This window comes from Halobacillus litoralis (assembly GCF_020524025.1).
In the GTDB taxonomy this organism is placed as follows: Bacteria; Bacillota; Bacilli; order Bacillales; family Halobacillaceae; genus Halobacillus; species Halobacillus litoralis_D.
Map to the genome: position 1 here is coordinate 745,619 of NZ_JAIVKN010000001.1, position 25,637 is coordinate 771,255.

Here is a 25,637-nt window from a genome sequence, read left to right on the forward strand (position 1 = left end):
AAAAATTATAGATCGGAGAGATGACGATGCCGGCAGTAGAATCTTTGCATCACCTGTTATCCATGAAGGATGTAACAAATGAGAAAATCCATGACCTTTTTTCCTTAGCGGAAACCATTGAGAAACAGCAGAATCCGAACAAATTTCAAGGCCGCTTTGCAGCCAATCTCTTTTTAGAACCAAGCACAAGGACTAAAAGCAGCTTTCACGTAGCTGAAAGAAAGCTTGGCATGGAAGTTATGGAACTCGACAGAGCAGATTCGAGTTTAACCAAAGGCGAGAGTTTCTATGACACGCTGAAGACTCTGGAATCGATCGGCGTGGAGCTTGCAGTTGTGCGGCAGTCAGAAGCAGGCCTGCTTCAGAAATGTACGAAAGGATTAAATCTTTCTGTTATCAATGCTGGTGATGGATGCGGCGAACACCCTACTCAGTCCCTGCTTGATCTTTACACCATTCACGAACATTTTCAAAGTTTCAAAGGACTCCATGTCTGTATTGCTGGAGACATAAAACACAGCCGGGTGGCAAGGTCAAATGCTTTAGCCCTTCGTCAGCTTGGCGCAGTGGTTTCCTTTGTTAGTAAACCAGAATGGCAGGATCCTGCGATAGGCCGAGACTATATATCCATGGATAAGGCTGTAAAAGAATGTGATGTGCTGATGCTGCTTCGCATCCAGCATGAAAGGCATGAAAAGAAGGAAGCAGACATCTCTTATCTTGAGCAGTATGGATTAACGAAAGAAAGGGAAGCGCGCATGGGGAAACACAGTATTATCCTTCATCCTGCTCCTGTAAATAGAGGTGTAGAGATTGATAGTGATCTGGTGGAATCTCCTAAATCCAGAATCTTCCGGCAGATGACAAATGGAGTAACGATTCGAATGGCCGTTATTGAAGCACTATTGAAAGGGGAGTTATAAATGAAACAGAAGATCATCAACGCAAAAGTCATAGAACATGGAGCATGTAAAACAGTCGAGGTACTTATAGAAAATGGAATCATCACACAAATCTCTGAACAGGCAGGCGAAGCAGATCAAACCATAGATGCCAAAGGTCATCTCCTTACACCAGGATTTGTCGATGTTCATGTTCATTTAAGGGAACCTGGGGGAGAAACGAAAGAAACCATATCGACTGGCACGAAGTCGGCAGCTAAAGGTGGCTTTACAACGGTATGCACCATGCCGAATACAACGCCTGTCCCTGATGATCCGGAAATTATGACACAGATCCTCGAAACGATAAATGAGAAGGCCCATGTCCGTGTGCTCCCTTATGCATCAATTACCACACGTCAGACAGGACAGGAACTTGTAAATATGGAAAAACTGGCTGAGCTGGGGGCTTTCGCCTTTACAGATGACGGAGTCGGAGTACAGTCAGCCGGCAGAATGTTTGAAGCGATGAAAGAAGCCGGCCGTCTCGGCAAATCGATCGTAGCCCACTGTGAGGACAACTCACTCGTCTATAAAGGGGTCTGCCACGAAGGAGAAGTCAGCGAAAGACTACAGCTCCCTGGAATTCCAAATGTTGCAGAGTCTGTTCAAATTGCGCGGGATGTTCTTCTTGCGGAGGCAGCAGGTTGTCATTATCATGTCTGCCATGTATCAACGAAAGAATCTGTGCGTGTGATCCGGGATGCCAAGAAAGCTGGCATTCACGTGACTGCCGAAGTCACACCACATCATTTAATACTTAATGAGAACAACGTCAATGAAGACCATGCCTTTTTCAAAATGAACCCGCCGCTTCGATCTGCAGAGGATCAGGAAGCATTAATTAATGGGTTGTTGGACGGGACGATCGACTTTATCGCTACAGATCATGCCCCTCATACAGAAGAGGAAAAACAGCAGGGTTTTTTGTCCTCCCCTTTTGGCATCACAGGTTTGGAAACAGCTTTTCCATTGTTATACACACACCTCGTCAGTAAAGGAGTCGCAACTTTAGAACAGTTGATTGACTGGCTGACTGTGAAACCTGCGCAGACATTCGGACTACCTTATGGAACCCTCGAAACAGGGGTTTCAGCAGATCTAACAATCATTGACCTGGACACAAAGAAATCGATTGACAGGCATCAATTTTTATCAAAGGGAAAAAATACACCGTTTCATGGCTGGAACGTTAAAGGATGGCCGGTACTTACAATCGTTAATGGAACAAAGGTATGGGAGGAGAATTCATATGAAACAACTCGTGCTTGAGGATGGAACGGTATTTGTTGGTGAAGGATTCGGGAGTGAACGCGAAACGGTTGGTGAGATTGTATTTAATACAGGTATGACTGGTTATCAGGAAGTCATATCCGATCCTTCCTACTGCGGACAGCTGGTCACCTTTACCTATCCGCTGGTCGGAAACTATGGGATTAACCGGGATGATTTTGAGACGGTCAATCCTGCTGTTCTTGGCGTAATTGTAAAAGAACATTGTGAACACCCTTCCAACTTCCGAAGTGAAGAAACGCTGGATGAATTTTTAAAAGTAAAGAAGATTCCTGGTATCAGCGGAATTGACACGCGGAAGCTTACAAAAATTATCCGTCAGCACGGAACGATGAAAGCAATGATTTCATCTACAGACCGACCTGTGGAAGAAGTGCTCCGCATCATTCAGGACACTGCTTTATCGACAAATCAGGTGAAAGAAGTATCGACGGTGAAACCTTATGTCGTTCCTGGCAGAGGGAAGCGGATCGTACTTATGGACTTTGGGATGAAACACGGCATCCTTCGAGAATTCACAAAACGCCACTGTCATGTCACGGTCGTTCCTTATCATACATCAGCTGATGAAATCATCCGTTTGAAGCCTGACGGTGTCATGCTTTCCAATGGTCCTGGAGACCCAAAAGATGTGCCTGAGGCAATTCAGACGATTCGGAAGCTGATCGGTCAGGTACCGATTTTCGGCATATGTCTCGGCCATCAACTGATTGCCCTTGCTTCTGGTGCGGATACATCCAAGCTGAAGTTCGGACACAGAGGCGCCAACCAGCCTGTGAAAGACTTAGCAGCGAACCGGACTTACATGACCTCTCAAAACCATGGTTATGCGGTCGATGAAAATTCGTTGGCGTCTACAAACCTTAAACTTACGCAAGTGTCTTTAAATGACAACACAGTAGAGGGCTTAAAGCATACGTATCATTCTGTCTTCAGTGTACAATACCATCCGGAAAGTTCACCTGGACCAGAAGACACCGGCCATCTATTCGATGAATTTTTAACGAACATGGAAGAAGCTCAAGTGAAAACGAAGGAGGATATCTCATGCCTAAACGTACAGATTTAACAAAAATTCTTGTCATCGGATCCGGTCCGATTGTGATCGGTCAGGCGGCTGAATTTGATTATTCCGGTACACAAGCCTGTCAATCTCTGAAGGAAGAAGGATATGAGGTAATCCTTGCAAACTCGAATCCAGCAACGATTATGACCGACCATACCTTTGCAGATCAAGTGTATATGGAGCCGCTCACGCTTGAATTTTTAAAGAAAATCATTCGAAAAGAAACCCCCGATGCGATTCTTCCTACGCTGGGCGGGCAGACGGGATTAAACTTAGCCGTTGAATTACATGAATCAGGAATCCTGGATCAGTATCGTGTTGAATTGTTGGGAACACCACTGGAGGCGATTCAGCGTGCTGAGGACAGGGAAAAATTCCGCTCTCTTATGCATCAGTTGAACCAGCCTGTACCAGAGAGCGAGATTGTCAGTTCCGTAGATCAGGCTCTGACGTTTGCTGAAGAGATCGGCTATCCCGTTATCGTCCGGCCGGCGTATACAATGGGTGGTGCCGGCGGCGGTATGTGCGACAACGAATCTCAGTTGAGAGAAACAGCCCGGAACGGTCTTGCTCTATCTCCGGTCAGTCAGTGCCTGATTGAGAAAAACATTGCTGGATTTAAAGAAGTCGAATACGAAGTGATGCGGGATAAGAGGGACAATAAAATTGTGGTCTGTAATATGGAGAACTTTGATCCAGTTGGGATTCATACAGGAGACTCCATTGTTGTCGCTCCTTCCCAGACGCTTAGTGACCGGGAATATCACATGCTTCGAAATGCTTCGCTTGAAATTATTCAGGCGCTCGAAATCGAAGGCGGGTGTAATGTCCAGCTCGCCCTTGATCCGGACAGCTTCCAATACTATGTCATTGAAGTAAACCCAAGGGTCAGCCGTTCCTCTGCTTTAGCTTCAAAGGCCACCGGCTATCCGATTGCGAAAATTGCTGCGAAAATTGCCGTAGGTCTTACTTTGGATGAAATAAAAAATCCAATTACAGAAACGACCTATGCCTGCTTTGAACCTGCGTTGGATTACGTGGTGACAAAGATCCCGCGGTGGCCTTTTGATAAATTCGCAAAAGGCAATCGTACGCTTGGCACCCAGATGAAAGCGACAGGGGAAATTATGAGTATCGGACGGTCGCTGGAAGAATCACTGCTTAAAGGAGTGCGGTCGTTAGAAGGAGAAACGGAGGAATTTTATCTGCCTTCTGCTGTTCAGTTAACCAATGAAGAATTGAACAAGCGTCTGAAAAAGGCAGATGATGAGCGTATCTTCCTGCTGGCAGAAGCGTTAAGACGTTCTTATTCTTTGGAAGACCTCCACGAACTGACACGGATTGATTTCTTTTTCCTTCACAAACTGAATCGCATCATTGATCTGGAAAAACAGATTCTGAGGGAAGGATTAACCTCAGGATTGTTAGTCAAAGCAAAAAGGATGGGCTTTTCAGATGCTCAAATCGCACGTGTAGCGAATACAACAGCTTCTGAGGTCATGAACGAACGACGCGGCAGTGACATTCGTCCAGTATATAAAATGGTCGATACATGTGCAGGGGAATTCGCTTCGGAGACGCCTTATTTTTACAGTAGTTATGAAGATGAAAACGAATCAGCTGCAAGTGACAATAAAAAAGTCCTTGTTATAGGATCCGGACCAATCCGAATCGGGCAGGGAGTGGAATTTGATTATGCCACTGTTCATTCTGTACTTGCCTTAAAAGAAATGGGTTATGAGGCAATCATTATGAACAACAATCCGGAAACAGTATCCACGGATTTCAGTGTGTCAGATAAATTATACTTTGAACCCCTGACCCTTGAAGACGTTATGAATGTGATTGACCTGGAACAGCCGGAAGGTGTAATCGTTCAATTTGGTGGTCAGACAGCGATCAACCTTGTAGACAGCTTAACTGCACAGGGTGTGAAAATACTCGGCACAACAATGGATGCCATAAATCAGACGGAGGACCGTGACTTATTTGAGCAGCTTTTAAATAAGCTCGAGATTGCCAAGCCGGGCGGAGAAAGCGTAACGAGCGAAGAGGAAGCTTACGCAGCAGCAGAAAAGATCGGCTATCCCCTGGTCGTCCGTCCATCTTATGTGCTTGGAGGAAGGGCCATGGCCATTGTCTATTCACATGAAGAACTGGAATCTTATTTAGAAACCAATGTAACCGTTCATAACGGACATCCAATTCTCATCGATAAGTATATGACGGGTATGGAAATTGAGGTGGATGCGATCTCGGATGGGGAAGATGTATTCATTCCTGGAATTATGGAACATATCGAAAGAGCAGGCGTTCACTCTGGAGATTCAATGGCCGTATATCCAACGCAGCGCCTGACAAAAGAGCTTGAGCAGCAGTGTATTGATGCCACAGCAAAAATTGCCCGCGAGCTGAATATGAAAGGGCTGATCAATATTCAGTTTGTCGTTTATAAAGGAACCGCCTACGTGCTCGAAGTAAATCCAAGAGCCAGCCGGACCGTTCCTTTCTTAAGTAAAATTACAGGGGTGCCTATGGCCAGGCTTGCCACACAGGTTATCATGGGCGAAACTCTGAAAGCTCATGGGTATTCCTCAGGAGTTGCAGCTAAGCCGAATGGTGTTTACGTAAAAGTTCCTGTCTTCTCCTTCGAGAAACTGCGCAGTGTCGATACAACATTAGGGCCGGAGATGAAGTCGACTGGTGAAGTCATCGGGTATGATCAGACGCTCGAAAAAGCCCTTTATAAAGGGATGACTTCCGCTGGGTTGAAGATTCCAACGCAAGGGTCCGTTCTACTGACTGTTGCAGATAAGGATAAGAAAGAAATGCTTGAAATTGCCAGAACGTTTTATGAACTCGGCTTCCAATTATTTGCGACAGAAGGAACGGCAGGCGTCATAGAAGAGGCGCATATTCCTGTAGAATCCGTCGGAAAGGTAGGGTCTGATGAGCTGGATGTCATTGATTTGATTCAAAATGGAAAAGTTCATGTCGTTGTCAATACGTTGAATAAAGGCATGCGGGCAAGATCGGACGGTTTCAGAATCCGCCGGGAAGCGGTTGAAAATGGCATTGCATGCTTAACCAGTTTGGACACAGCACGGTCCATTGTTGACGTAATCAACGCTATGTCCTTTTCAGCAAGAGCCATCACCCCTATGGAAGGGGTGAATGCATGAAACGTGAGTTCATGAAGATCCTCGAACATACAAGCATTGCAAATGATACGTACCGTCTCCTCTTGGAAGGGGAGATGGTCCAAGATATCGTAGACCCAGGGCAGTTTGTCCACGTTCAAATTAGTGATGATTTCTATCTAAGGCGGCCCGTTTCCATTTGTGACTATAACCGAAGCGAAGGCACGATGACTCTCCTGTATAAAGTCATGGGAAAGGGAACGGACGCACTGACCAAGAAAGAAGCGGGCGGTTTCCTCGATGTCCTCGGGCCGGGCGGACAGGGGTTTCCACTGCCTGGAGACGAGCAGACGCACGCCCTCCTAATCGGAGGAGGGATAGGCGTTCCTCCTTTATATAATCTTGCCAAACAACTGAATGATAAAGGAATACGTGTGACGAGTGTGCTGGGATTTCAAACCAAAGCGGATGCCTTTTTAATAGAGGAGTTTGAGAGTTTCGGAGAAGTTTATGTGAGTACCAACGATGGCACACTCGGAACGAAAGGTTTTGTGACAGATGTCCTTTCTCAGCTGGAATCCGTTCATGATACTTATTACGCCTGCGGACCAACGGTTATGCTGAAGGCGGTTATGGATCAACTTGAAGAAGTGCCGGGTTATATCTCAATGGAAGAGCGGATGGGGTGCGGTATAGGAGCCTGCTTTGCCTGCGTAATTGAATCGCGGGATGATAAAGGCTATAAACGCATCTGCTGTGATGGGCCCGTTTTTGATGCAAAGGAGGTTGTCCTTTCATGAATTTGTCGGTTTCCCTTCCTGGGTTACAGTTGAAAAATCCAATTATGCCTGCTTCAGGATGTTTTGGATTTGGTAAAGAGTTTGCTCAGTTTTATTCCCTCTCTGATCTTGGGGCGGTCATATTGAAAGCAGCCACAGGAGAGAAGCGATTTGGAAATCCTACGCCCCGTGTAGCAGAAGCAGCGAGCGGGATGTTAAATGCGATTGGTCTGCAGAATCCGGGAGTTGATTCAATCATTACCGATGAAATCCCTTTTTTAAAAGAACAGGATGTGCCATTAATTGCGAACGTCGCTGGCAGCACGGTTGAGGAATATGAGGAAGTGGCAGAAAAAATCTCAGCTCACGTCGACGCGCTCGAGCTGAATATATCCTGTCCAAATGTAAAAGAAGGCGGCGTTCAATTTGGGACTGACCCTGAACTTGCAAAAGAAGTGACAAGGCGGGTCGTTCAGGCAAGCAGAGTTCCAGTATATGTGAAGCTGTCTCCCAATATAACAGATATCGTTCAGATGGCGAAGGCTGTTGAAGAAGCGGGAGCGCATGGACTATCGATGATCAACACTCTAACTGCAATGCGAATTGATCCAAAGACACGAAAGCCTGTGATTGCAAACCAGACCGGTGGATTGTCAGGTGCAGCTATTAAACCTGTAAGTATCCGCATGATCCACCAGGTTTACAAAGAGGTGAACCTTCCTATCATCGGTATGGGTGGTATAGAATCGTCCGAAGATGTCATTGAATACTTGCTTGCAGGCGCAAGTGCGGTGGCGATTGGCAGTGCAAACTTTAAGAATCCATTGATCTGTAAAGAAATCATGGATGCCCTGCCGCAAACACTGCAAAAATATGGATTCTCATCGGTTCAAGAAGCTATAGGAGGTGCACACCATGAGCAGACTGCAGCCAGTATACTTCGCGCTTGATTTTGAAACTGGGGAGGAAGCTCTTTCATTCCTTGACCTCAACCAACTTAACGGTATTCCAGTGAAAGTGGGGATGGAACTTTTTTATAAGGAAGGTCCGACCATCTTATCAAACTTACATGAGAGAGGACACCCCATCTTCCTTGACTTAAAGCTTCATGATATTCCTGAAACTGTTCGTAGATCAATGCGGAATCTAGCCGGACTAAATGTGGATGTCGTTAACATTCATGCGCAGGGCGGGAGTGAAATGATCAGGGCGGCTAAAAAAGGCCTGCAAGAAGGGGCGGTAGGAAAACCGCCTCTTTTACTGGCGGTAACTATGCTGACGTCAACAGACCAAAGCATAATGCAGGAGGAGATGCTTTTAGCTCATCCGCTCTCCAACATAGTCAAGCATTATAGTGAGCTCGCTGAACAGAGCGGAGCAGACGGGGTTGTCTGTTCTGTGGAAGAGGCAGCAGTCATTAAATCAACGACCAGCCTGCTTACATTAACCCCTGGAATAAGGCTTGTAGGTGGAGAAACACATGATCAAAAGCGTGTAGCCACACCTGAACAAGCCAATCAAGAAGGAAGCGACTCGATTGTGGTAGGACGTGCCATTCGGGATGCTGATCATCCGCGTGTGATTTATGAAACAATAAAGGAGGCATTCACTTATGGACAAACAACAATTGATTCGTGATTTACTGGAAATCGGAGCGGTTAGAATTGAAACGGAAAACTTCTTCACATGGACCTCAGGAATAAAATCACCTATTTATTGTGACAACCGTTTGACGATGTCCTATCCGGCCGTCCGCCGAAGTATCGCCGACGCTTTTGTAGAGAGGATTGAAGCATTAGACCAGCCAGTAGATGCGATTGCCGGATGTGCCACAGCAGGGATTCCTCATGCTGCATGGGTGGCAGAACGAATGAACCTGCCTATGGTCTATGTCCGTTCATCAGCAAAGAAACATGGAAAGGGCAATCAGATTGAAGGTCATATAGAAAACGGCATGCGTGTAGTTGTGATCGAAGATTTGATCTCAACAGGCAGATCCTCGATTGAGGCAGCCGACGCATTAAAGAAAGCGGGGGCGGAAGTACTTCAAGTGCTCTCGATTTTCACGTACGGACTGAACGAGGCAGAAGAATCTTTCAATAGGAATGGATATCCTTTTCAATCGATAGCAAGTTATCATGATCTGCTTGAGCAGCTCGCAAACGATAATGTCTTAAACAAGGAACAAAAAGATCTAATGAATGAGTGGAGCCGGGATCCTTATTTATTTACAAACTCTTAATCATTTAGAATGTTGCTATTTCATACATCTATTAGTACGATGAAAGGAACAAAGCGTATTGGTGATGCTGATGAAATCAAACAAACATTCATTTTTCATATTGATGAACGCTTCTCTTGGGCTCTTATCCTGTTTCGTTTATTTGTATACCTGGGTTTCCTTCTCATTTATGGAGTCTATGTGGTCATGGGAACCATTGCTTAGTGGTGCAGGGTCGTTTGCAATTTTTCTGTTATGGAACATGTATATGTTAAAAAATGAACGAAAGCGTTACTGGGCACAAGCGGTTTTTTCATATTTAGGTTCTATTATCATTTTTGCCTATTTTTTAATCTAGTTCACAGGATAGAAAAGGTGAGGGACGTAGGCATAGTAAGGACATCGGTAGACGAACATAAAATAGAAAAAGGCTGCAGGGTTTCCCGCCCTGCAGCCTTTTTCTAATGGTTTCTTTTATACAGGATTTTTCATACAAAAGCGTTGTTGAAGTTTATTGTTTATTTTTGAGTTGTTCCATAGGAATCCGTTGTATGGAGTTGAAGCTGAAACATGTTCATATGAAGGTGCTGTTACGTTTGTTGAACGGAGGGTGTCTCACTTTCCACGGGCGGGTGTCGTGCCTCTTTCTCATGTAGGATTTCCCCAGTCATCCCTGACTGAATTCTGCGTACGGCACTGTTACTTAAACGTAACGAGGAATGGTTCATCTTCCAGATGCTGGGGTTTAGCATACAGCATAGGTGAGAACCCGGAAGATGGAGCCTGAGGAAGCTCACCACATGCCTGCGGAAGGCGAGTCATTTTCCCAGCCACCACCTCCCCTGGAAAGCACCTAAATAAGACTTTAGAGAAAAGAAAGCATAGGAGGAATCCAAATGAACGAAGGAAGGCAAGGAACACTCATATGCTAAGGAAAGCTTCTAAATCCTCATCATCCTTCTTTAAGTACCGTTTTGACGAATGCGTTTCCCCCTACTATAATGAGTTCTTATGTGAAAAAAATGCACATTAAGGAGATGGCTGTTTTTTAATATCTAAGCAAGTACAACCAAAGACACTTACCAGACATGATAAAAAAAGGACCATCTTAGGAGGAAATTCATGAACGACGAAACAAACAGAGGAAATAAGATTGACTGGCTTACATTTGCCATCAGCGGAGGCTTCCTCGTTTTATTCTTAATCTTTTCTTTAATTAATAAATCTCAAATGGGAGCTTGGATTACCAGCTCTTTTAATTTTTCAGTTACATTCTTTGGAGCCTTTTGGCAGCTGCTTTTATTAGCAACATTTGTAGTAGGGATAGCACTTGCATTAAGTAAATACGGCAGAGTGAAACTAGGAAATAAAGATGTACCGGAGAATGGCTGGTTCCGCTGGGTATCCATGATTTTATGTACGCTTTTAGCAAGCGGCGGGGTGTTCTGGGCCGCAGGTGAGCCTATTTATCATTATTTGACGACACCGCCTTTATTTGATGACGGGGGAATAACAGGAAAGCAGGCCGTCATCCCTGGACTTGCCCAAAGCTTTTTCCATTGGGGATTTACGGCGTGGGCATGCTTAGGTACGGTTGCTACCATCGTTTTAATGTATGCTCATTATCATAAGGGATATCCATTAAAACCTCGTACAATCCTCTACCCATTAGTAGGAGAAAAAATCTTTCGAAAGAAAAGCGTCCTTGGAACAACAGCAGATGTGGTTTCAATTATCGCGGTTGCAGCAGGAACAATCGGACCAATAGGGTTCTTAGGTCTACAGGTTGGATATGCACTGGAGTATTTATTTAATATTCCGGATACTATTTTTACGCAGTCCATTGTAATTATCTTTCTTGTAACAATTGCTGCAATTTCAGCTGCATCCGGTGTGGATAAAGGGATTCAATTATTGAGCCGTTTGAATGTCGGGCTTGCTTTGGTATTAATGCTCGGCATGGTTATTTTAGGACCGACAGCATTTATTATTAATTCCTTTATAGGTGCAGAAGCCTTCCAAATACAAAACTTCGTTCGAATGAGTTTGTATCGTGGAGACAGCGGCTGGTTAGGCTATTGGACCGTCTTCTTCTGGGGCTGGTTCTTAGGGTTTGGCCCGGCGATGGCTATGTTTATCAGCCGGATTTCCCGAGGCCGTTCCATTAGAGAATTGATTCTGGCGGTGGCTATTATTGCACCGATCGTCAGTAACTTTTGGTTCGCAGCCGTCGGTGGATCGGGACTGTTTTATGAATTAGAGAACCCTGGTTCCATCTCAAATGCCTTGAACGAGACAGGAATGCCTGCTGCTGTCATGGCAATTATGGAACAGGTTCCTTTTGGAATGGTTATGGCTACAGGATTCTTAATCGTTACGGTTGTATTTGTAGCTACAACAGCTGACACGATGTCCTATTCTGTAGCTGTAACGTTAACGGGGAATACTCATCCCCCGCGTTTCCTCCGTGTATTCTGGGCTGTTCTTTTCGGGACCATTGCGGCGTCCTTACTCGGAATCGGGGAAAGCAGTATTCAGACGCTGCAGAACTTTATCGTGGTAACAGCTGTGCCTGTATCTTTATTGCTGCTGCCCCCTGTATGGCTCGCTCCTAAAGTAGCTAAAAAGATGGCCATTGATCAAGGCATTATTAAGAAGGAGCCTATGAAGATAGACGTTCAAAAAAGAAAATCTTCTTGATTCTCACATCCTTTATAAAATATATGAGACCATTCAAACGATTAAATTTCGTTTGGGTGGTTTCTCTATTTGTAAAGGATTTTCTCAATATGAGATCAACATTGAGCTTAACAAACACATACTAAAAAACACGCTATACTTAAACAGGAGTGTCAGGCAGAAAAACTTTGTTAACTATTTTTCGTTTCGGAAACCGAAATAGTTGTGACAAGGTAAGAAAATGATTACTATAGGTAACATGTATGGATAATAACAAGAAAGGGAAGGAGGGAAAGTCTATGAAAGCAACCCTTACTCAATCGTATTGGTTCCGCCGGCTGCTTGCTTCAGACCCTGGGAGAAGAAGGCTTAGTCAGGCGGGAAAAGCTACCATTAGTTTGATTTCTTCTGTTTTTACTACTTTATTTCTTCTGAATATGCTTGGACAGCAGCCTTTGTTTCCATCCATTCTATCTGGAATGGCTGGATTAATGGGGATTATGATTGTGATGGATGATACTAAAAGGAAGAAACAAACAACGACTATACTCCTTGCTGTCTCGGCAGCGGCTGGAGTTACCTGCGGATCGTTACTTGCTTCTAATGTCGTGTTGGTTTCTTCTTTGATGATCGTCATTATATTTTGCGGTTTTTACTTTTCAAGGTTTGGCAGCCGCTATTTTTCGTTAGGCATGATTGGATTTTTTACAGTTTATCTTTCTTCTTTTTTAAAACTTTCTACTGAGCAGTTTCCGTGGTTTTATTTAGCCATTGCAATCGGAATCAGCTACGCCTTTCTTTATAATTTCATTGTATTTAAAGATTCTGTCCAGCTCCTCAAAAAAAGCATGGTCTCTTTTCATAGACAGGCGAACTTGACCTTTGAATTGTTGGCGGAGGTGATTGCCGACCCTGTTGTTAAGGAAGCTCGTACAAGGAAATTAGAATACAACGTAAGGAAACTTCGCAAATATGCAAGTCAAGTATCCACTGATCTAAATGAACGGGACATCTCAGAAATTTGGCCGGGCTTAAAGCCAAACCAATTACGATTGTATGTCTTTGACACAGCCATGTTTGTTATGACCCTCTCTGACAGTTTACAAAAGCTGAAAAGGGATGATGCTCTTGAGATGGCTGATCTGCGTGAATTACTCACCCGGTTGATCTCTGCCTTGCAGCAGGCAGAAGTTCTTCAGCCCATTCCTCAGGATCGAAACCTTGAGGAAGCTGATAAAGTAATCCGTTCGCTCCGGTTAATGATTGATGATTTGTTTCAAAACAGAGGCTCTAATCCGGAGGGGTGGTTATACCTGCTTCGGCGCATTGAGGCTATTGCTACTCATGTGACGGAAGGGGCTATGAATATACGATACGATAAAGCGGACCTTTCCATTTCAGAACATGAAGTGGAGGAGGATGCTGAAGAAGAAGTCGGTTCACAAGAAGAAGAAGGAATGAAGCCCACTACAAAAAAAGCTGTCCAATCTTTAATAGCTGGAACGATCGCTATTCTCGTTGGTTATATGATTTCTCCCATCCAGCCATACTGGGTCCTTTTGACAACCTTTATCGTGCAGCTCGGTACAGACACTGTAGGAAGGACTTATCTTAAAGGTGTGGAGCGTTCTGTTGGAACGGTAATTGGAGCATTAATCGGCTTCGTTCTCGCCACCCTTGTGTCAGGCCATTCGGAATTGGAAGTGTTCCTTTTATTCACAGTGATGTTTCTGGCTTTTTATTTACTTCCCGTTTCTTATACACTCACAAGTATGTTTATTACCATGCTGATCGCCTTTATGTATGACCTGATTTTAGGTGGGATTAGTTATCAGCTTCTTGGAGCAAGGGTGCTGGATACAATCGTTGGTGCTTCTATTGCCTATGCTGTTTCTGCTCTTATTTACCCTACAAAAACCATGGATAAAGTCTCTGATGAGATCACAGATTATTTGAATCAACTGGACGGGTACGTGAAGGGTTATGTAGAAAGTTTTGAGAGTACAACCAATGTCAAAAACCTCGCTGAACAGGCTTTTAATCTGGATTTAAAGATTCAAGCGCTCGAAGAAGAGTCAAAACCAGTCATTCAGGGTTTTGGAGGACGAAAAAATACAGACATGGCTGAAGTGCTGACTATTTTTACAGCCATTAATTACTATGCCAAACACTTGGTGGCTTCCTCTTATCAAAAGGATTTTGTTTATCCGGATGAAGTCAGCCGGACGTTACACTCCATCGAACAAAAATTCAGTCATAATGTAGACGTGTTGATTTCTTTTGTTGAAGGAAATGGGAAAGAAGAGGTGGAATCTTTCTATCCCCTGCAGGAAGAACGCGAATTAATTGATGGATTAAAGCCTGGAGTCGACCAGCAGGGAGACCTCGTCCATCATTTGTACTACGTATGGAAGATTAATCAATCCATCTTAATTCTGGGACAACGACTTGGTTTACCCAGAGCTTAAAAGGGATAAAGTCACCTGTTAAGATTCTTACGTTTTTTGTGGATTGTAAAAATTGATGAGTCAGGGGAGTGTTCATTTATGCAGTGGCTGCTCATGGCCTTAGTGTTTTTAGGTGGAATAGGGGTCGCTGTCCAAGCTTCGGTTAACGGCGGCCTTGGTCAGAAGATTGGTGTTTTTGAAGGCGCCTTTGTTTCCTTTTTGGTGGGAACAGTCACCCTTTTTCTTGTGATGTTGTTCTTTGGACGAGGAAATCTTCTGCAGGTTTTTCAAGTTCCAAAGTGGCAGCTGCTCGGAGGGCTGATGGGAGCTTTTTTTGTTTCTATTATGGTTATTTCTGTGCCCCGGATTGGAGCAGGAGCAGCGATATTCACCGTTGTATCAGCCCAGTTAATCGCAAGCTCGCTCATCGATCATTTCGGCTGGCTGGGCGTCAAACAAATCCCTTTAGACGGGCAGAGAATCATTGCTCTTCTTCTAATGATTATCGCCATCACGCTCTATACGAAATCATGAAAAGACCCGGACGTATCAAATCGTCCGGGCCTTTTCGATTATCATTGGAAAGAATTAACGATCATCCAACGCTTTTCCTGCTTTAGATATAGAAATACGCCCTTCTCCTGTACTGGGTTGGACAGCATCTCTGCTCTTCTTCGGATTGCGCTTGGATTTTGAATTCTTTGGCATGACAGCGACCTCCTCTTTCAAGATAGGTGCCCTCTTATCATGCGCTGTTTTCCTTCAGTTATGCAGAAGAAAGTCAAAACGAAAAAGATGTTTTTTCTTTTATTTTAGGTTGTAAATAAGGAAATTTCGATAAGACAGATATTCCTAATACCAGTTAATATCCCCTGATTAATCTCGAACAGTGTGTACATTTACAAAAGTCATTCTTTTCTAATGACAGGAAAGACATCATCTCTCCCTCAAGAAAATCGATCTTAATCTTCCGAATAGGAGAATTCATTTCATGTTAACTAAACCTTTTGAACAGAGCGTGAAAAAGAAATCCCGCTTCACCAGAAGCGGGATTTCTTCATCTGTATTATTTTTTCAGCTTCTTAATGAACGAAGCGTCCGGAGTAACGAAAAGTGTCTGCTGGTTGTCATAGGTGACGTAACCAGGCTTTGCTCCCGATGGCTTTTTAACATGCCTGATCCGGGTGTAGTCTACAGGAACCGTTGATGATCGGCTTGATTTACTAAAGTTCGCTGCGAGCTGTGCCGCTTCAAAAAGGGTATCCTCGCTTGGATTATCGTCCCTGATGACCACATGTGAGCCGGGAATATCTTTAGCATGAAGCCATACATCCGTCTTATTGGCCATTCGGTTGGTTAAATACTCGTTTTGTTTATTGTTGCGTCCGACGAAGATAACCGTGCCGTCACTGGATTCAAAACTTTCAGGCGACGGTTTCTGGGGCTTGTTTTTCTTCTGGCCTTTCTGCAAAGGTTTTTTCTTTAAATACCCCTGTTCACGCAGTTCTTCCCGTATTTCCTCAATATCCTCTTCACGGGCTGACTCCACCTGCTGAATCAAACGCTCAAAATAAGCAATTTCCTCATAGGCTTTCTCAATCTCTTTTTGAACAACTTCTTTGGATTTCTTTAATTTCTGGTAGGTCTGGAAATACGCCTGGGCATTGTCGCTTGGAGATTTATTAGGATTCAGCTCAATCTGCATTTCGTTTTGATCCGGATCGTAATAGTCCACAACCGTAATGGACTCATCTCCTGATTGTACAAGGTGCATATGAGCGGTTAATAGTTCGCCAAGCTTTTGGTATTCTTCCGCTGATTCTGATTTTTTCATGGTCTCTTCATGTTTCTTGATTTTTCGTTTGTTCTTGTCACGCTCATTCTTCAAGAAGCGGAAAAGGTCACCAGCCTGCTGTTTTACACGGTCACGTTCGGCTTTACCTGAATAATAGTCATCAAGCATAGCGCTTACTGAATCATACGTTTCTACATCGTCCTTAAAGGCATGGAGAGGAACAACATAAAATTGATCTTTTTCTCCCCGGTTAATTTGAGGGACGTACCGGTGATCCATAATTCGTTCTCTGATTTGACTGTATGCTTCTTTGTACGCGTTCGGCCCGCCAAGGCCTGCCTGGTGGACAATTTCTTTTGTCATTAACGGGGAAAAACCCATAACAAGATTCAATATTTGTTTATCCATTTTACCTGAATTGAAATCCAGCTTTTTAATGAAGGTTTCAGGATCCAGATCAATTGGATCGATCTTTCCTTGTTCAGGTGGCAGTTTGTACGGCTGCCCCGGCATAATCGTCCGATGACGGTTCTGGGAAGGAGGAAGGTGTTTGATACTGTCAAGCATATGTCCTTCATTCTCATCCACAAGCATGATATTGGAATGTTTGCCCATCACTTCGATAATAAGCGTTTTCAGCGTCTCATCGCCGATTTCATTACGCGTCCTGATCTGGATTTTAACAATCCGCTCCATGCTGACTTGTTCGATGTTCTCGATAAACCCTCCAATTAGATGCTTCCTTAGAAGCATGCAGAGCATCGGTGGCTCCTTAGGGTTATGGTATTGGTCGTCTGTTAAGTGGAAACGAGCATAGCTTGGGTGTGCTGATAACAGCAGCGTATGCTTTTTACGCATCGCACGAACAGTAAATACTAATTCTGTTTCTGTGGGTTGATAAATTTTCATAATTCGACCGGACTGGATCGTTTCATTTAATTCATGTGTAATCGCCCGGGTTACAATTCCGTCAAAAGACATGGTCTTCACCTCTCTACGAGTGAGATTATATCATGTTTGAACAGGAAAGTTCTAAAAGAATCCATTGTAAGGCGGAATCTCTCGCCCTGTAAGGGAGAACTTTGATAAACTAAAATAGGATAAAAAAATTACGGTATAGGTGTGATGGCTTTATGGTGAAAAGTATGACAGGATATGGGAAACAATCCGTTACTATCGGTGAAACGCTTCTTCACGTAGAGGTTCGATCCGTTAATCATCGTTTTCTGGACATATCAGCCAAAATTCCACGATCGCTTCTATTTCTTGAAGAGCGGCTGAAAGGACTGGCAAAAGAAAAGCTGGGACGGGGACATCTGGATATCTTCGTGACCGTTGAGGGACAGGGACTTTTCGAAAAAAAGATCGTTGTGGACTGGCCGGTTGTTGACCAGTATATGAAAAAACTGGAGGACATACAGGATAAATATGATTTGACGGGTCAAATAACTATTGATATGGTATCCAAGTTAGACAATGTTTTTTCTGTACAGGAAGTGGAGGAACATCCTGATCACCTTCAGGAAGCACTTCTACACTCTATGACAGAAGCGCTGCACAGCTTGTTGACGATGCGGAGCAGGGAAGGGGAACAGCTGGAGCAGGATCTGCGTCTGCGGATGGCAAATGTGAAAAAGCTATTCTCGCACTTGATGAACGAAGACCGTCTGTGATTGAAGAGTTCAAAGAGAGAATCCGGTTAAGAGTAGAAGAATACACGAAGGAAAACATCATGCCTGATGAAACAAGAGTCCTTCAGGAAATTGCTCTCTTAGCTGAAAAAGGCGATGTCACCGAAGAAATCACCCGATTGCAATCCCACCTTATTCAATTTGAAAACACCCTTGCAAAAGAGGAACCCATAGGACGCCGGCTGGACTTTATCGTACAGGAGATGCACAGAGAAGTGAATACGATCGGGTCAAAGTCCAACGATGGTAAAATTATGGAATTTGTTGTGAATATAAAGAGTGAGATCGAAAAAATGAAAGAACAAGTGCAAAATGTAGAATAACAATTGTGTTCTCCTCTAGTTTTTTCATATAATAGAGTTAGTGATTCTAGTGTTTGGCCAGAAGAAGGAGGAGTCAGCTTTGAGTTTGAAATTAATTAACATCGGATTTGGGAACGTTGTATCAGCGAACCGTATCATTTCGATCGTTTCACCAGAATCCGCTCCAATCAAGCGTATCATTACGGTTGCCCGTGACAATAATAAATTAGTAGATGCTACATATGGCCGGCGGACGCGTGCGGTCATTATTACAGATAGTGATCATGTCGTCCTTTCTGCCGTTCAGCCCGAGACCGTCGGACAGCGTGTTATCAGTAATGACGAGATATCAGATGAAAACTAGGAGGACTTTTTGCAGTGATTGATCAGAAGGGTATTTTATTTATCCTTTCCGGCCCGTCAGGTGTCGGAAAAGGAACAGTACGTAAAGCATTATTTGAGCAGTCCACCGACCTGCGTTATTCCATTTCCATGACAACACGCTTACCGCGTGAAGGAGAAGTGGACGGGGTGGATTATTTCTTTAAATCCAGAGACGAATTTGAGAAGCTGATCAGTGAAGGACAATTGATTGAGCATGCCGAATACGTCGGGAATTATTATGGTACACCCCGCCAATATGTAGAAAAGACGTTGGATGAAGGCAAGGATGTATTTTTGGAAATTGAAGTACAGGGAGCTTTAAAAGTCCGTGAAAACTTCCCGCAGGGCGTCTTTGTATTCTTAATTCCTCCATCTTTGGAAGAATTAAAAGACCGGATTGTTAACCGTGGCACAGAGACAGAAGACAAAGTGAAGAATCGTCTCCATGCAGCCAAGGAAGAAATTGATATGATGGATGCGTACGACTACGTCGTGGTCAATGATCAGATTGATCATGCTGTTTCCAAAGTGAAATCCATTGTTGCAAGTGAGCATTGTAAACGTGAGCGTGTAGCTCAGCAGTATAAAAAAGCATTGGAGGATGAATAATCATGATGTTAGAACCATCCATTGATTCCCTACAGAAACAAATTAAATCTAAGTATACTCTTGTAACCCTGTCTGCAAGAAGAGCGCGTGAATTGAAGCAGGGGAGTGCACCAATGATTGACAACCCGACTTCTCACCAGCAGGTTGGTGTAGCGTTGGAAGAAATCCGTGATGGCAAGTTGAATTATATTGAATCTGATGAAATTCAAGCACGTACGGAAACCACATAAAAAGACACGTTTAAATACGACGTAGGAAAAGCCGCGCTTCTTAATTGAACTAGCGCGGCTTTTCCTACGTGTATGAGTGACCATATTTTTCGAGTAAAGGGGTCTGTCCGATGTTAAAAGGGAAAAAGATCGTATTAGGTGTATCAGGCGGAATTGCCGCTTATAAAGCAGCAGCTTTAACGAGTAAGCTTGTTCAGGCGGGGGCTTTTGTGAAAGTAATTATGACAGAAAGTGCCCGTCAATTCGTCGCTCCCACGACTTTCCAGGCTTTATCCAGACAACCCGTGTATACAGATACATTTGATGAACAGGATGCATCTCAAATTCAGCATATTGATGTTGCCGACTGGGCTGATTTATTTCTGATTGCTCCTGCAACGGCCAATACAATTGGGAAACTTGCAGGCGGCCTGGCAGATGATATGTTATCAACGACATTATTAGCTACAGAAGCACCTGTTTATATTGCACCGGCTATGAATGTTCATATGTACAGTCATCCGGCTGTTATGAATAATATGAAAAAGCTTGACGGGTGGGGCTTTCGGTTTATTGAACCCGGAGAGGGTTATTTAGCTTGTGGATATGTAGGTAAAGGTCGTTTGGAAGAACCGGAAAGTATCGTACGTGTCCTTGAAAACGAGGGACGGAAGCATAAAATACTTACAGGTAAAAAGGTCTTAATTACCGCTGGTCCTACACGCGAAAAAATTGACCCTGTCCGCTATTTTACCAACCCTTCGACAGGGAAGATGGGCTTTGCTCTTGCCAGACAGGCTTCTTTATTAGGGGCAGATGTAACACTCATATCCGGACCGGTTTCCTTGGACACACCTAAAGGCGTCCGGCGGATAGATATCACAACTGCAGAAGAAATGTATGAGGAAGTCCTTCGTTATTACCCGGAAAGTGACCTCGTCATCAAGTCAGCCGCTGTTGCCGACTATCGTCCCAAACAGACCTATGATCATAAAATGAAAAAATCATCCGGGGATTATTCCGTAGAAATGGAACGAACAAAGGACATATTAAAAGCTTTAGGGGAACAGAAAGAACACCAATATCTGATCGGTTTTGCTGCAGAAACGAATGATCCGGAGCGGTACGGAAGACAAAAGCTCGAGAAGAAAAATCTGGATGCCATTGTCATTAACAACGTAGCAGAGGAAGGGTCAGGTTTTGGCACAGATACGAATGCCTCTCTTTTTATTACTAAAAAGGGAACAGAAAAGACTTACCCTTTGATGACAAAGGATGAGCTGGCCCAAAACATTCTTTCAAGTGCTGCAAACGAGCTGGAGAGTGGAACACAGTGATTGCCAATGTCATCGTAGATGTACCATCGCAAAATACGAATCGTCCTTTCGACTATAAAATCCCTGAACAGTTTGAAGGTATCGTGCAGCCTGGGGTCCGGGTCATTGTACCCTTTGGACCAAGGAAAATTCTCGGGTACGTCATTTCCTTATCTGAAACAAGTTCCTTTTCTTCAGTGAAAAAGATCACCGATGTCCTTGATGTCATTCCAACTCTGACAGAAGAACTTCTTGATTTAGGGAAATGGCTTTCTAGAAATACCTTAAGCTACTACATTTCCTGCCTGCAGGTCATGCTTCCTCAGGTTATGAAGGCGAAGTACCGGAAAGAACTTTGGAAATTGACAGAAGAGCCGTTGGATTCAGACCTGCAACGGGTATTTGATGGCCGTGCCGTCGTTGATTTTGAAGAGTTTGAAAAGTCGGGCATCAGCTACCATCTTCTCCGCAGACATATGCATGAAGGAGAAGTCGATGTCCATTATGAAGTGAAAAGCCGTGAAACGAAGAAAGTAACAACAATGGTAGAGCCTTTAGTAAATGAAATTGAAATGGAAGAGAAGCTTGTGGACCTGTCTTCCCAGGCGAAAAAGCAGCGGATGATTATGGAATACTTCGTGGATAACCCTGAGCCGATAGAAAAGAAACAATTATTGGCTAAGCTTTCGACAACGTCAGCGTCTTTAAAACCCCTCGTTGACCAAAAAATACTCCGGATGTTTAAACAGGAAATTTTCCGTGATCCCTATGGCAATAGAGAGTTTGAGCGCACACAGCCTTTCCCGCTGACAGAAGAGCAGGAAACAGCGATTAAACCGATCCTGAATTGTATCGAAAATGATGTCCATGAAGTTTTCCTTCTGCATGGGGTAACCGGGAGCGGGAAAACAGAAGTCTATCTCCAATCCATTCAGGAAGTCATCGATAAAGGAGAAGAAGCAATCATGCTTGTTCCTGAAATCGCTTTGACACCTCAGATGGTGGAGAGGTTTAAAGGCCGGTTTGGTTCCAAGGTGGCCGTTCTGCACAGTGCATTGTCTGCTGGAGAGAAATATGATGAGTGGCGCAAGATTCAAAGGAAAGAGGTGCAGGTCGTCGTGGGTGCGCGTTCGGCGATTTTTGCTCCCTTTACCAATATCGGTTTAATCATCATTGATGAAGAGCATGAAACCAGCTATAAACAGGAAGACCGTACACGTTATCATGCCAGAGACGTAGCTGTTGAACGCGCTAAAACTCACAGCTGTGCGGTTGTTTTAGGTAGTGCTACTCCTGCGCTGGAGAGCTATGCGAGAGCCGTCAAAGGCAATTACAAACTTTTGACTATGAGTAAGCGGATGAATGAATCGGTCATGCCTGAGGTGGAGCTTGTTGATATGCGTGATGAACTGCATAATGGCAATCGATCGATGTTTTCGCTTACGCTTAAAGAAAAGATTGAAGAGCGCCTTGCCAGAAATGAACAGGTTGTCCTCTTCTTAAATCGAAGAGGGTATTCCACCTTTGTCATGTGCCGTGATTGTGGTCATGTTAGTGAATGTCCGCATTGTGATATCGCCTTAACGTATCACAAAAGGCAGAATCGCCTGAAGTGTCACTACTGTTCACACGAAGAACCGATGCCTGAAGAGTGTCCGGAATGTGAGAGTAAAACGATCCGATACTTTGGTACTGGGACACAAAAAGTAGAAGAAGCTCTTCAAGAACTCATTCCTGAAGCCCGTGTCATTCGTATGGATGTCGATACGACAAGGAAAAAAGGGGCTCACGAGCGTCTGTTGGGCCAATTTGGCGAAGGGAAAGCAGACATTCTGCTTGGAACACAGATGATTGCTAAAGGACTGGATTTTGGAAATGTCACCCTCGTTGGTGTGCTTGCAGCTGATTCTCTTTTAAACCTCCCCGATTTCCGGGCTTCAGAAAAGACGTTCCAGCTTCTTACTCAGGTAAGTGGCCGGGCGGGCAGGCATGAGAAGGCTGGGGAAGTTGTTGTACAGACGTATACCCCGGAGCACTATAGTATTGAACTGGCCAGCCAATATGATTATGAACAGTTCTTTCATGAAGAAATGAAGTTGAGAAAAGCATTCCGTTATCCTCCCTACTTCTTTTTAACATTGTTTACTGTATCGCATCCTAATCAGTTGAAAGTGCAGGAAGTTACCCAGAAGATTACGATGTTTATGGAACAGAAGCTGTCCGATCAGTCTTATGTTTTAGGCCCGACGCCTTCAGCTCTGACTCGGATCAATAATAGATATCGCTATCAATGCATGGTAAAATACAAGAAGGAACCTGAGCAGCGAAAATTCGTTGAACGGATATTGCATTACTATGAAGATGAAATGAAACAAGAGAATGGATTACAGATTACGGTGGACTTTCAGCCGTATCAGTTGATGTAGGAAGGAGCAGTTAGTCATGACACGTATCGCATTTATGGGAACACCTGATTTTGCCGTACCCGTACTCGACCGTATTATCGAAGAAGGGTATGAGGTCGTTCTCGTTATTACACAGCCGGATCGACCAAAAGGAAGGAAAAAGGTGATGACCCCGCCGCCGGTAAAAGTAGCGGCTGAAAAACACGGCATCCCTGTCTTTCAACCGGAAAAGATTAAAGATGAATATAAAGAGGTTCTTGCTTATGATCCTGATTTGATCGTAACGGCTGCTTTTGGCCAGATTCTTCCTGAAGCACTTTTGAAAGAACCGAAGCATGGCTGCATTAATGTCCATGCCTCACTTCTGCCTGAATTCCGCGGGGGTGCACCGATTCATTACAGCATCCTGGAAGGAAAGAAAGAAACAGGCGTGACGATTATGTATATGGTTAAAAAACTGGATGCTGGAGATATGCTTGCAAAAGTTACTGTACCAATTGACGACGAGGATCATGTGGGCACCCTTCATGATAAACTATCGGAAGCTGGAGCGGACTTGCTGGCAGAAACGCTTCCAGATTTATTAGCCGGTCGTATAGAGCCTGAAAAACAGGATGAGACCAAAGTTACATTTGCTTCCAATATTAAGAGGGAACAGGAATTGATTGACTGGTCTCAGGATCAGCAGACCGTCTATAACCATGTGCGCGGACTTCACCCTTGGCCGGTGGCCTACACGTATTGGAACGGAAAACCAATGAAAATATGGTGGGCTGAAAAAACGGCCGGTTCTTATAAAGATCTTCCGGGCGTCGTTTCAGAAATTACAGAAGATGGATTCATTGTTGCTACAGGCGGTGAAAAGGGATTAAAAATCGTATCTCTCCAGCCATCGGGTAAAAAGAAAATGGATGGCCAGGCGTTTATCAACGGGGCTGGACAATCCTTGAAAGTAGGAGATCGTCTGGGGGAGAAGCATGAGTAAGTATGCATTAAGAGAAACGGCCCTTCACCTATTGACACGCATCGGAGAACAGGGAGGGTTCAGCCACGTCCTGCTGAATCGTGAAATTACTAAACAAAACTTTTCCCGGCAGGATGGTGGACTCCTTACAGAAATCGTTTATGGCACACTTCAGCGCAGAGACCTGATTGATTATTCCATTCAGCCATATACAGCAAAACAAAAAAAGATGAAACCATGGGTTCGCTGGCTTCTTTATATGTCCGTTTATCAAATGGTCTTTCTTGAACGTGTTCCTGATCACGCTATTATTCACGAAGCGGTGGAGATTGCTAAAAAACGGGGGCATAAAGGAATTGCCTCCTTCACTAACGGCGTTTTACGTAATGTTCAAAGAAAAGGTGTGCAGGATGTAAACAATATAGAAGATCCAGTTAAACGGCTGGCGGTTGAAACGAGTCACCCGGATTGGCTTGTCAGACGATGGGTGGATCAGTATGGCTGGGATATTACACAAGCGATGTGTGAGGCGAATAATCACCATCTGCCCATGTCTGTTCGAGTCCAGCCTCTGCGTATCAGCCGTCAGGAAGCTATGGAAAAACTTCAGAATGATGGATTCGAGCTTGAAGAAAGCCCATTATCTCCCCAGGGTTTCCTTATAAGGTCCGGGGCTGTTTTGAAACATCCGTTATTTACCGAGGGATATCTGACTGTTCAGGATCAAAGTTCTATGCTCGTAGCTGAAATGATGGATTTATCAGAAGGTATGACAGTCCTGGATGCGTGTAGTGCTCCTGGAGGAAAAACCACACATATCGCTGAAAAAATGTCCGACCGCGGTGAAATTACTGCGTATGACCTTCATGAGAAAAAGGCAAAGCTTGTAAATGAAAAAGCAGAAAAGCTCAAGCTTACGTCGATAACGGCCGGTCAGGCAGATTCAAGGACCATCAGCAGTCTTCATAAACAGGAAACATTTGACCGGATTCTTCTCGATGCTCCGTGTTCTGGTCTTGGAGTATTGCGTGGCAAGCCGGATATTAAATATCATAAAAAAGAAGAAGACATTTTTAATTTAAGAAACATTCAAGATGACCTGCTTGAAGAAGTATCAGCTCTTTTAAAACCTGGCGGGAAACTAATATACAGCACATGTACAGTAGATCGTCATGAAAATGAAGAAGCTGTGCGTCATTTCTTGAGCAATCATCCCGAATTTAAACTCGATCCATCGTTTAAAGAAGAGCTTCCATCCTCCATGCAGGAACCTCTGGGCTTATCCGAGTACGGACTGCAGTTATTTCCGCAGGAGTGGGATACAGATGGATTCTTTTTGACACGATTAGTGAAGCAGTAGGTTCAATCATAGAGGCGCCCGTTCGATGACATCGAG

The 25,637-nt window shown here is 44.1% G+C and carries 22 protein-coding genes; 21 read left to right on the plus strand and 1 reads right to left on the minus strand.

Annotated features, from left to right (window positions below):
- The first annotated feature begins 44 nt into the window (after nucleotides 1–44).
- From LC036_RS04010 to LC036_RS04065, 12 genes are all read left to right on the plus strand, one after another.
- On the plus strand, nucleotides 45–923 hold the full coding sequence (locus LC036_RS04010) for an aspartate carbamoyltransferase catalytic subunit (protein ID WP_226579988.1): 879 nt from the start codon (nucleotides 45–47) through the stop codon (nucleotides 921–923).
- The gene (locus LC036_RS04015; protein ID WP_226578558.1) at nucleotides 924–2,213 is read left to right on the plus strand and encodes a dihydroorotase; all 1,290 of its coding nucleotides are present in this window, start codon (nucleotides 924–926) and stop codon (nucleotides 2,211–2,213) included.
- Nucleotides 2,194–3,303 carry a carbamoyl phosphate synthase small subunit gene (locus tag LC036_RS04020; protein ID WP_226578561.1) on the plus strand — a complete coding sequence of 370 codons (1,110 nt, stop codon included), beginning with the start codon at nucleotides 2,194–2,196 and terminating at the stop codon, nucleotides 3,301–3,303. Before LC036_RS04015 ends, LC036_RS04020 begins: the two co-directional genes overlap by 20 nt.
- Complete coding sequence (gene carB, locus LC036_RS04025; RefSeq protein ID WP_226578564.1) at nucleotides 3,282–6,482, plus strand: carbamoyl-phosphate synthase large subunit; 3,201 nt, start codon at nucleotides 3,282–3,284, stop codon at nucleotides 6,480–6,482. The genes LC036_RS04020 and carB overlap by 22 nt, the downstream gene beginning before the upstream one ends.
- Nucleotides 6,479–7,240: a dihydroorotate dehydrogenase electron transfer subunit gene (locus tag LC036_RS04030; protein WP_226578566.1), complete on the plus strand. Its 762-nt coding sequence runs from the start codon at nucleotides 6,479–6,481 to the stop codon at nucleotides 7,238–7,240. Before carB ends, LC036_RS04030 begins: the two co-directional genes overlap by 4 nt.
- Nucleotides 7,237–8,169 carry a dihydroorotate dehydrogenase gene (locus LC036_RS04035; RefSeq protein WP_226578568.1) on the plus strand — a complete coding sequence of 311 codons (933 nt, stop codon included), beginning with the start codon at nucleotides 7,237–7,239 and terminating at the stop codon, nucleotides 8,167–8,169. The genes LC036_RS04030 and LC036_RS04035 overlap by 4 nt, the downstream gene beginning before the upstream one ends.
- Entirely contained in the window at nucleotides 8,135–8,857 is a 723-nt protein-coding gene (gene pyrF, locus LC036_RS04040) for an orotidine-5'-phosphate decarboxylase (RefSeq protein ID WP_226578570.1), read from the plus strand. Before LC036_RS04035 ends, pyrF begins: the two co-directional genes overlap by 35 nt.
- Nucleotides 8,832–9,461: an orotate phosphoribosyltransferase gene (pyrE, locus tag LC036_RS04045; RefSeq protein WP_226578572.1), complete on the plus strand. Its 630-nt coding sequence runs from the start codon at nucleotides 8,832–8,834 to the stop codon at nucleotides 9,459–9,461. Before pyrF ends, pyrE begins: the two co-directional genes overlap by 26 nt.
- A 39-nt stretch (nucleotides 9,462–9,500) precedes the next feature.
- Complete coding sequence (locus tag LC036_RS04050; protein WP_226578574.1) at nucleotides 9,501–9,665, plus strand: hypothetical protein; 165 nt, start codon at nucleotides 9,501–9,503, stop codon at nucleotides 9,663–9,665.
- Between the two features lie 897 nt (nucleotides 9,666–10,562).
- Complete coding sequence (locus LC036_RS04055) at nucleotides 10,563–12,140, plus strand: BCCT family transporter (RefSeq protein WP_226578576.1); 1,578 nt, start codon at nucleotides 10,563–10,565, stop codon at nucleotides 12,138–12,140.
- Nucleotides 12,141–12,418: 278 nt separating this feature from the next.
- Nucleotides 12,419–14,587: an FUSC family protein gene (locus LC036_RS04060; RefSeq protein WP_226578578.1), complete on the plus strand. Its 2,169-nt coding sequence runs from the start codon at nucleotides 12,419–12,421 to the stop codon at nucleotides 14,585–14,587.
- A 36-nt stretch (nucleotides 14,588–14,623) separates the two neighbouring features.
- Nucleotides 14,624–15,100 (plus strand): DMT family transporter, encoded by a 477-nt coding sequence (locus tag LC036_RS04065; RefSeq protein WP_226578581.1) that lies wholly within the window; start codon nucleotides 14,624–14,626, stop codon nucleotides 15,098–15,100.
- 532 nt (nucleotides 15,101–15,632) lie between these two features.
- Here the strand turns inward: LC036_RS04065 and LC036_RS04070 are convergent.
- On the minus strand, nucleotides 15,633–17,342 hold the full coding sequence (locus LC036_RS04070; protein WP_226578584.1) for an NFACT family protein: 1,710 nt from the start codon (nucleotides 17,340–17,342) through the stop codon (nucleotides 15,633–15,635).
- 152 nt (nucleotides 17,343–17,494) lie between these two features.
- Between LC036_RS04070 and LC036_RS04075 the strand changes: the two genes are divergently transcribed.
- The 9 genes from LC036_RS04075 to rsmB all read left to right on the plus strand — a co-directional run bounded on the left by LC036_RS04075 (nucleotide 17,495) and on the right by rsmB (nucleotide 25,601).
- The gene (locus tag LC036_RS04075; RefSeq protein WP_226578587.1) at nucleotides 17,495–18,034 is read left to right on the plus strand and encodes a YicC/YloC family endoribonuclease; all 540 of its coding nucleotides are present in this window, start codon (nucleotides 17,495–17,497) and stop codon (nucleotides 18,032–18,034) included.
- Nucleotides 18,031–18,375, plus strand: a complete 345-nt coding sequence (locus LC036_RS04080) for an endoribonuclease YicC domain-containing protein (RefSeq protein ID WP_226578590.1) — start codon at nucleotides 18,031–18,033, stop codon at nucleotides 18,373–18,375. Before LC036_RS04075 ends, LC036_RS04080 begins: the two co-directional genes overlap by 4 nt.
- Before the next feature lie 79 nt (nucleotides 18,376–18,454).
- Nucleotides 18,455–18,718 carry an extracellular matrix/biofilm regulator RemA gene (remA, locus tag LC036_RS04085; protein ID WP_027954142.1) on the plus strand — a complete coding sequence of 88 codons (264 nt, stop codon included), beginning with the start codon at nucleotides 18,455–18,457 and terminating at the stop codon, nucleotides 18,716–18,718.
- A 14-nt stretch (nucleotides 18,719–18,732) separates the two neighbouring features.
- Nucleotides 18,733–19,347: a guanylate kinase gene (gmk, locus tag LC036_RS04090; RefSeq protein ID WP_226578592.1), complete on the plus strand. Its 615-nt coding sequence runs from the start codon at nucleotides 18,733–18,735 to the stop codon at nucleotides 19,345–19,347.
- A gap of 2 nt (nucleotides 19,348–19,349) precedes the next feature.
- Nucleotides 19,350–19,577 (plus strand): DNA-directed RNA polymerase subunit omega, encoded by a 228-nt coding sequence (gene rpoZ, locus LC036_RS04095; RefSeq protein ID WP_226578595.1) that lies wholly within the window; start codon nucleotides 19,350–19,352, stop codon nucleotides 19,575–19,577.
- 110 nt (nucleotides 19,578–19,687) lie between these two features.
- Complete coding sequence (gene coaBC, locus LC036_RS04100) at nucleotides 19,688–20,893, plus strand: bifunctional phosphopantothenoylcysteine decarboxylase/phosphopantothenate--cysteine ligase CoaBC (protein ID WP_226578598.1); 1,206 nt, start codon at nucleotides 19,688–19,690, stop codon at nucleotides 20,891–20,893.
- Complete coding sequence (gene priA / locus LC036_RS04105) at nucleotides 20,890–23,298, plus strand: primosomal protein N' (protein WP_226578601.1); 2,409 nt, start codon at nucleotides 20,890–20,892, stop codon at nucleotides 23,296–23,298. Before coaBC ends, priA begins: the two co-directional genes overlap by 4 nt.
- A 16-nt stretch (nucleotides 23,299–23,314) precedes the next feature.
- Nucleotides 23,315–24,262: a methionyl-tRNA formyltransferase gene (gene fmt / locus LC036_RS04110; RefSeq protein WP_226578605.1), complete on the plus strand. Its 948-nt coding sequence runs from the start codon at nucleotides 23,315–23,317 to the stop codon at nucleotides 24,260–24,262.
- Complete coding sequence (rsmB, locus tag LC036_RS04115; protein WP_226578608.1) at nucleotides 24,255–25,601, plus strand: 16S rRNA (cytosine(967)-C(5))-methyltransferase RsmB; 1,347 nt, start codon at nucleotides 24,255–24,257, stop codon at nucleotides 25,599–25,601. Before fmt ends, rsmB begins: the two co-directional genes overlap by 8 nt.
- The last annotated feature ends 36 nt before the right edge of the window (nucleotides 25,602–25,637 follow it).

Bases quoted from the DNA above. Each gene is read 5' to 3' on its own strand.
- fmt (WP_226578605.1), top strand. From the start codon at position 23,315: ATGACACGTATCGCATTTATGGGAACACCTGATTTTGCCGTACCCGTA.
- LC036_RS04075 (WP_226578587.1), top strand. From the start codon at position 17,495: ATGGTGAAAAGTATGACAGGATATGGGAAACAATCCGTTACTATCGGT.
- LC036_RS04070 (WP_226578584.1), bottom strand. From the start codon at position 17,342: ATGTCTTTTGACGGAATTGTAACCCGGGCGATTACACATGAATTAAAT.
- LC036_RS04050 (WP_226578574.1), top strand. From the start codon at position 9,501: ATGAAAGGAACAAAGCGTATTGGTGATGCTGATGAAATCAAACAAACA.
- LC036_RS04035 (WP_226578568.1), top strand. From the start codon at position 7,237: ATGAATTTGTCGGTTTCCCTTCCTGGGTTACAGTTGAAAAATCCAATT.
- carB (WP_226578564.1), top strand. From the start codon at position 3,282: ATGCCTAAACGTACAGATTTAACAAAAATTCTTGTCATCGGATCCGGT.
- pyrF (WP_226578570.1), top strand. From the start codon at position 8,135: ATGAGCAGACTGCAGCCAGTATACTTCGCGCTTGATTTTGAAACTGGG.
- coaBC (WP_226578598.1), top strand. From the start codon at position 19,688: ATGTTAAAAGGGAAAAAGATCGTATTAGGTGTATCAGGCGGAATTGCC.
- LC036_RS04020 (WP_226578561.1), top strand. From the start codon at position 2,194: ATGAAACAACTCGTGCTTGAGGATGGAACGGTATTTGTTGGTGAAGGA.
- rpoZ (WP_226578595.1), top strand. From the start codon at position 19,350: ATGATGTTAGAACCATCCATTGATTCCCTACAGAAACAAATTAAATCT.
- LC036_RS04015 (WP_226578558.1), top strand. From the start codon at position 924: ATGAAACAGAAGATCATCAACGCAAAAGTCATAGAACATGGAGCATGT.
- pyrE (WP_226578572.1), top strand. From the start codon at position 8,832: ATGGACAAACAACAATTGATTCGTGATTTACTGGAAATCGGAGCGGTT.
- LC036_RS04030 (WP_226578566.1), top strand. From the start codon at position 6,479: ATGAAACGTGAGTTCATGAAGATCCTCGAACATACAAGCATTGCAAAT.
- LC036_RS04060 (WP_226578578.1), top strand. From the start codon at position 12,419: ATGAAAGCAACCCTTACTCAATCGTATTGGTTCCGCCGGCTGCTTGCT.
- rsmB (WP_226578608.1), top strand. From the start codon at position 24,255: ATGAGTAAGTATGCATTAAGAGAAACGGCCCTTCACCTATTGACACGC.
- LC036_RS04055 (WP_226578576.1), top strand. From the start codon at position 10,563: ATGAACGACGAAACAAACAGAGGAAATAAGATTGACTGGCTTACATTT.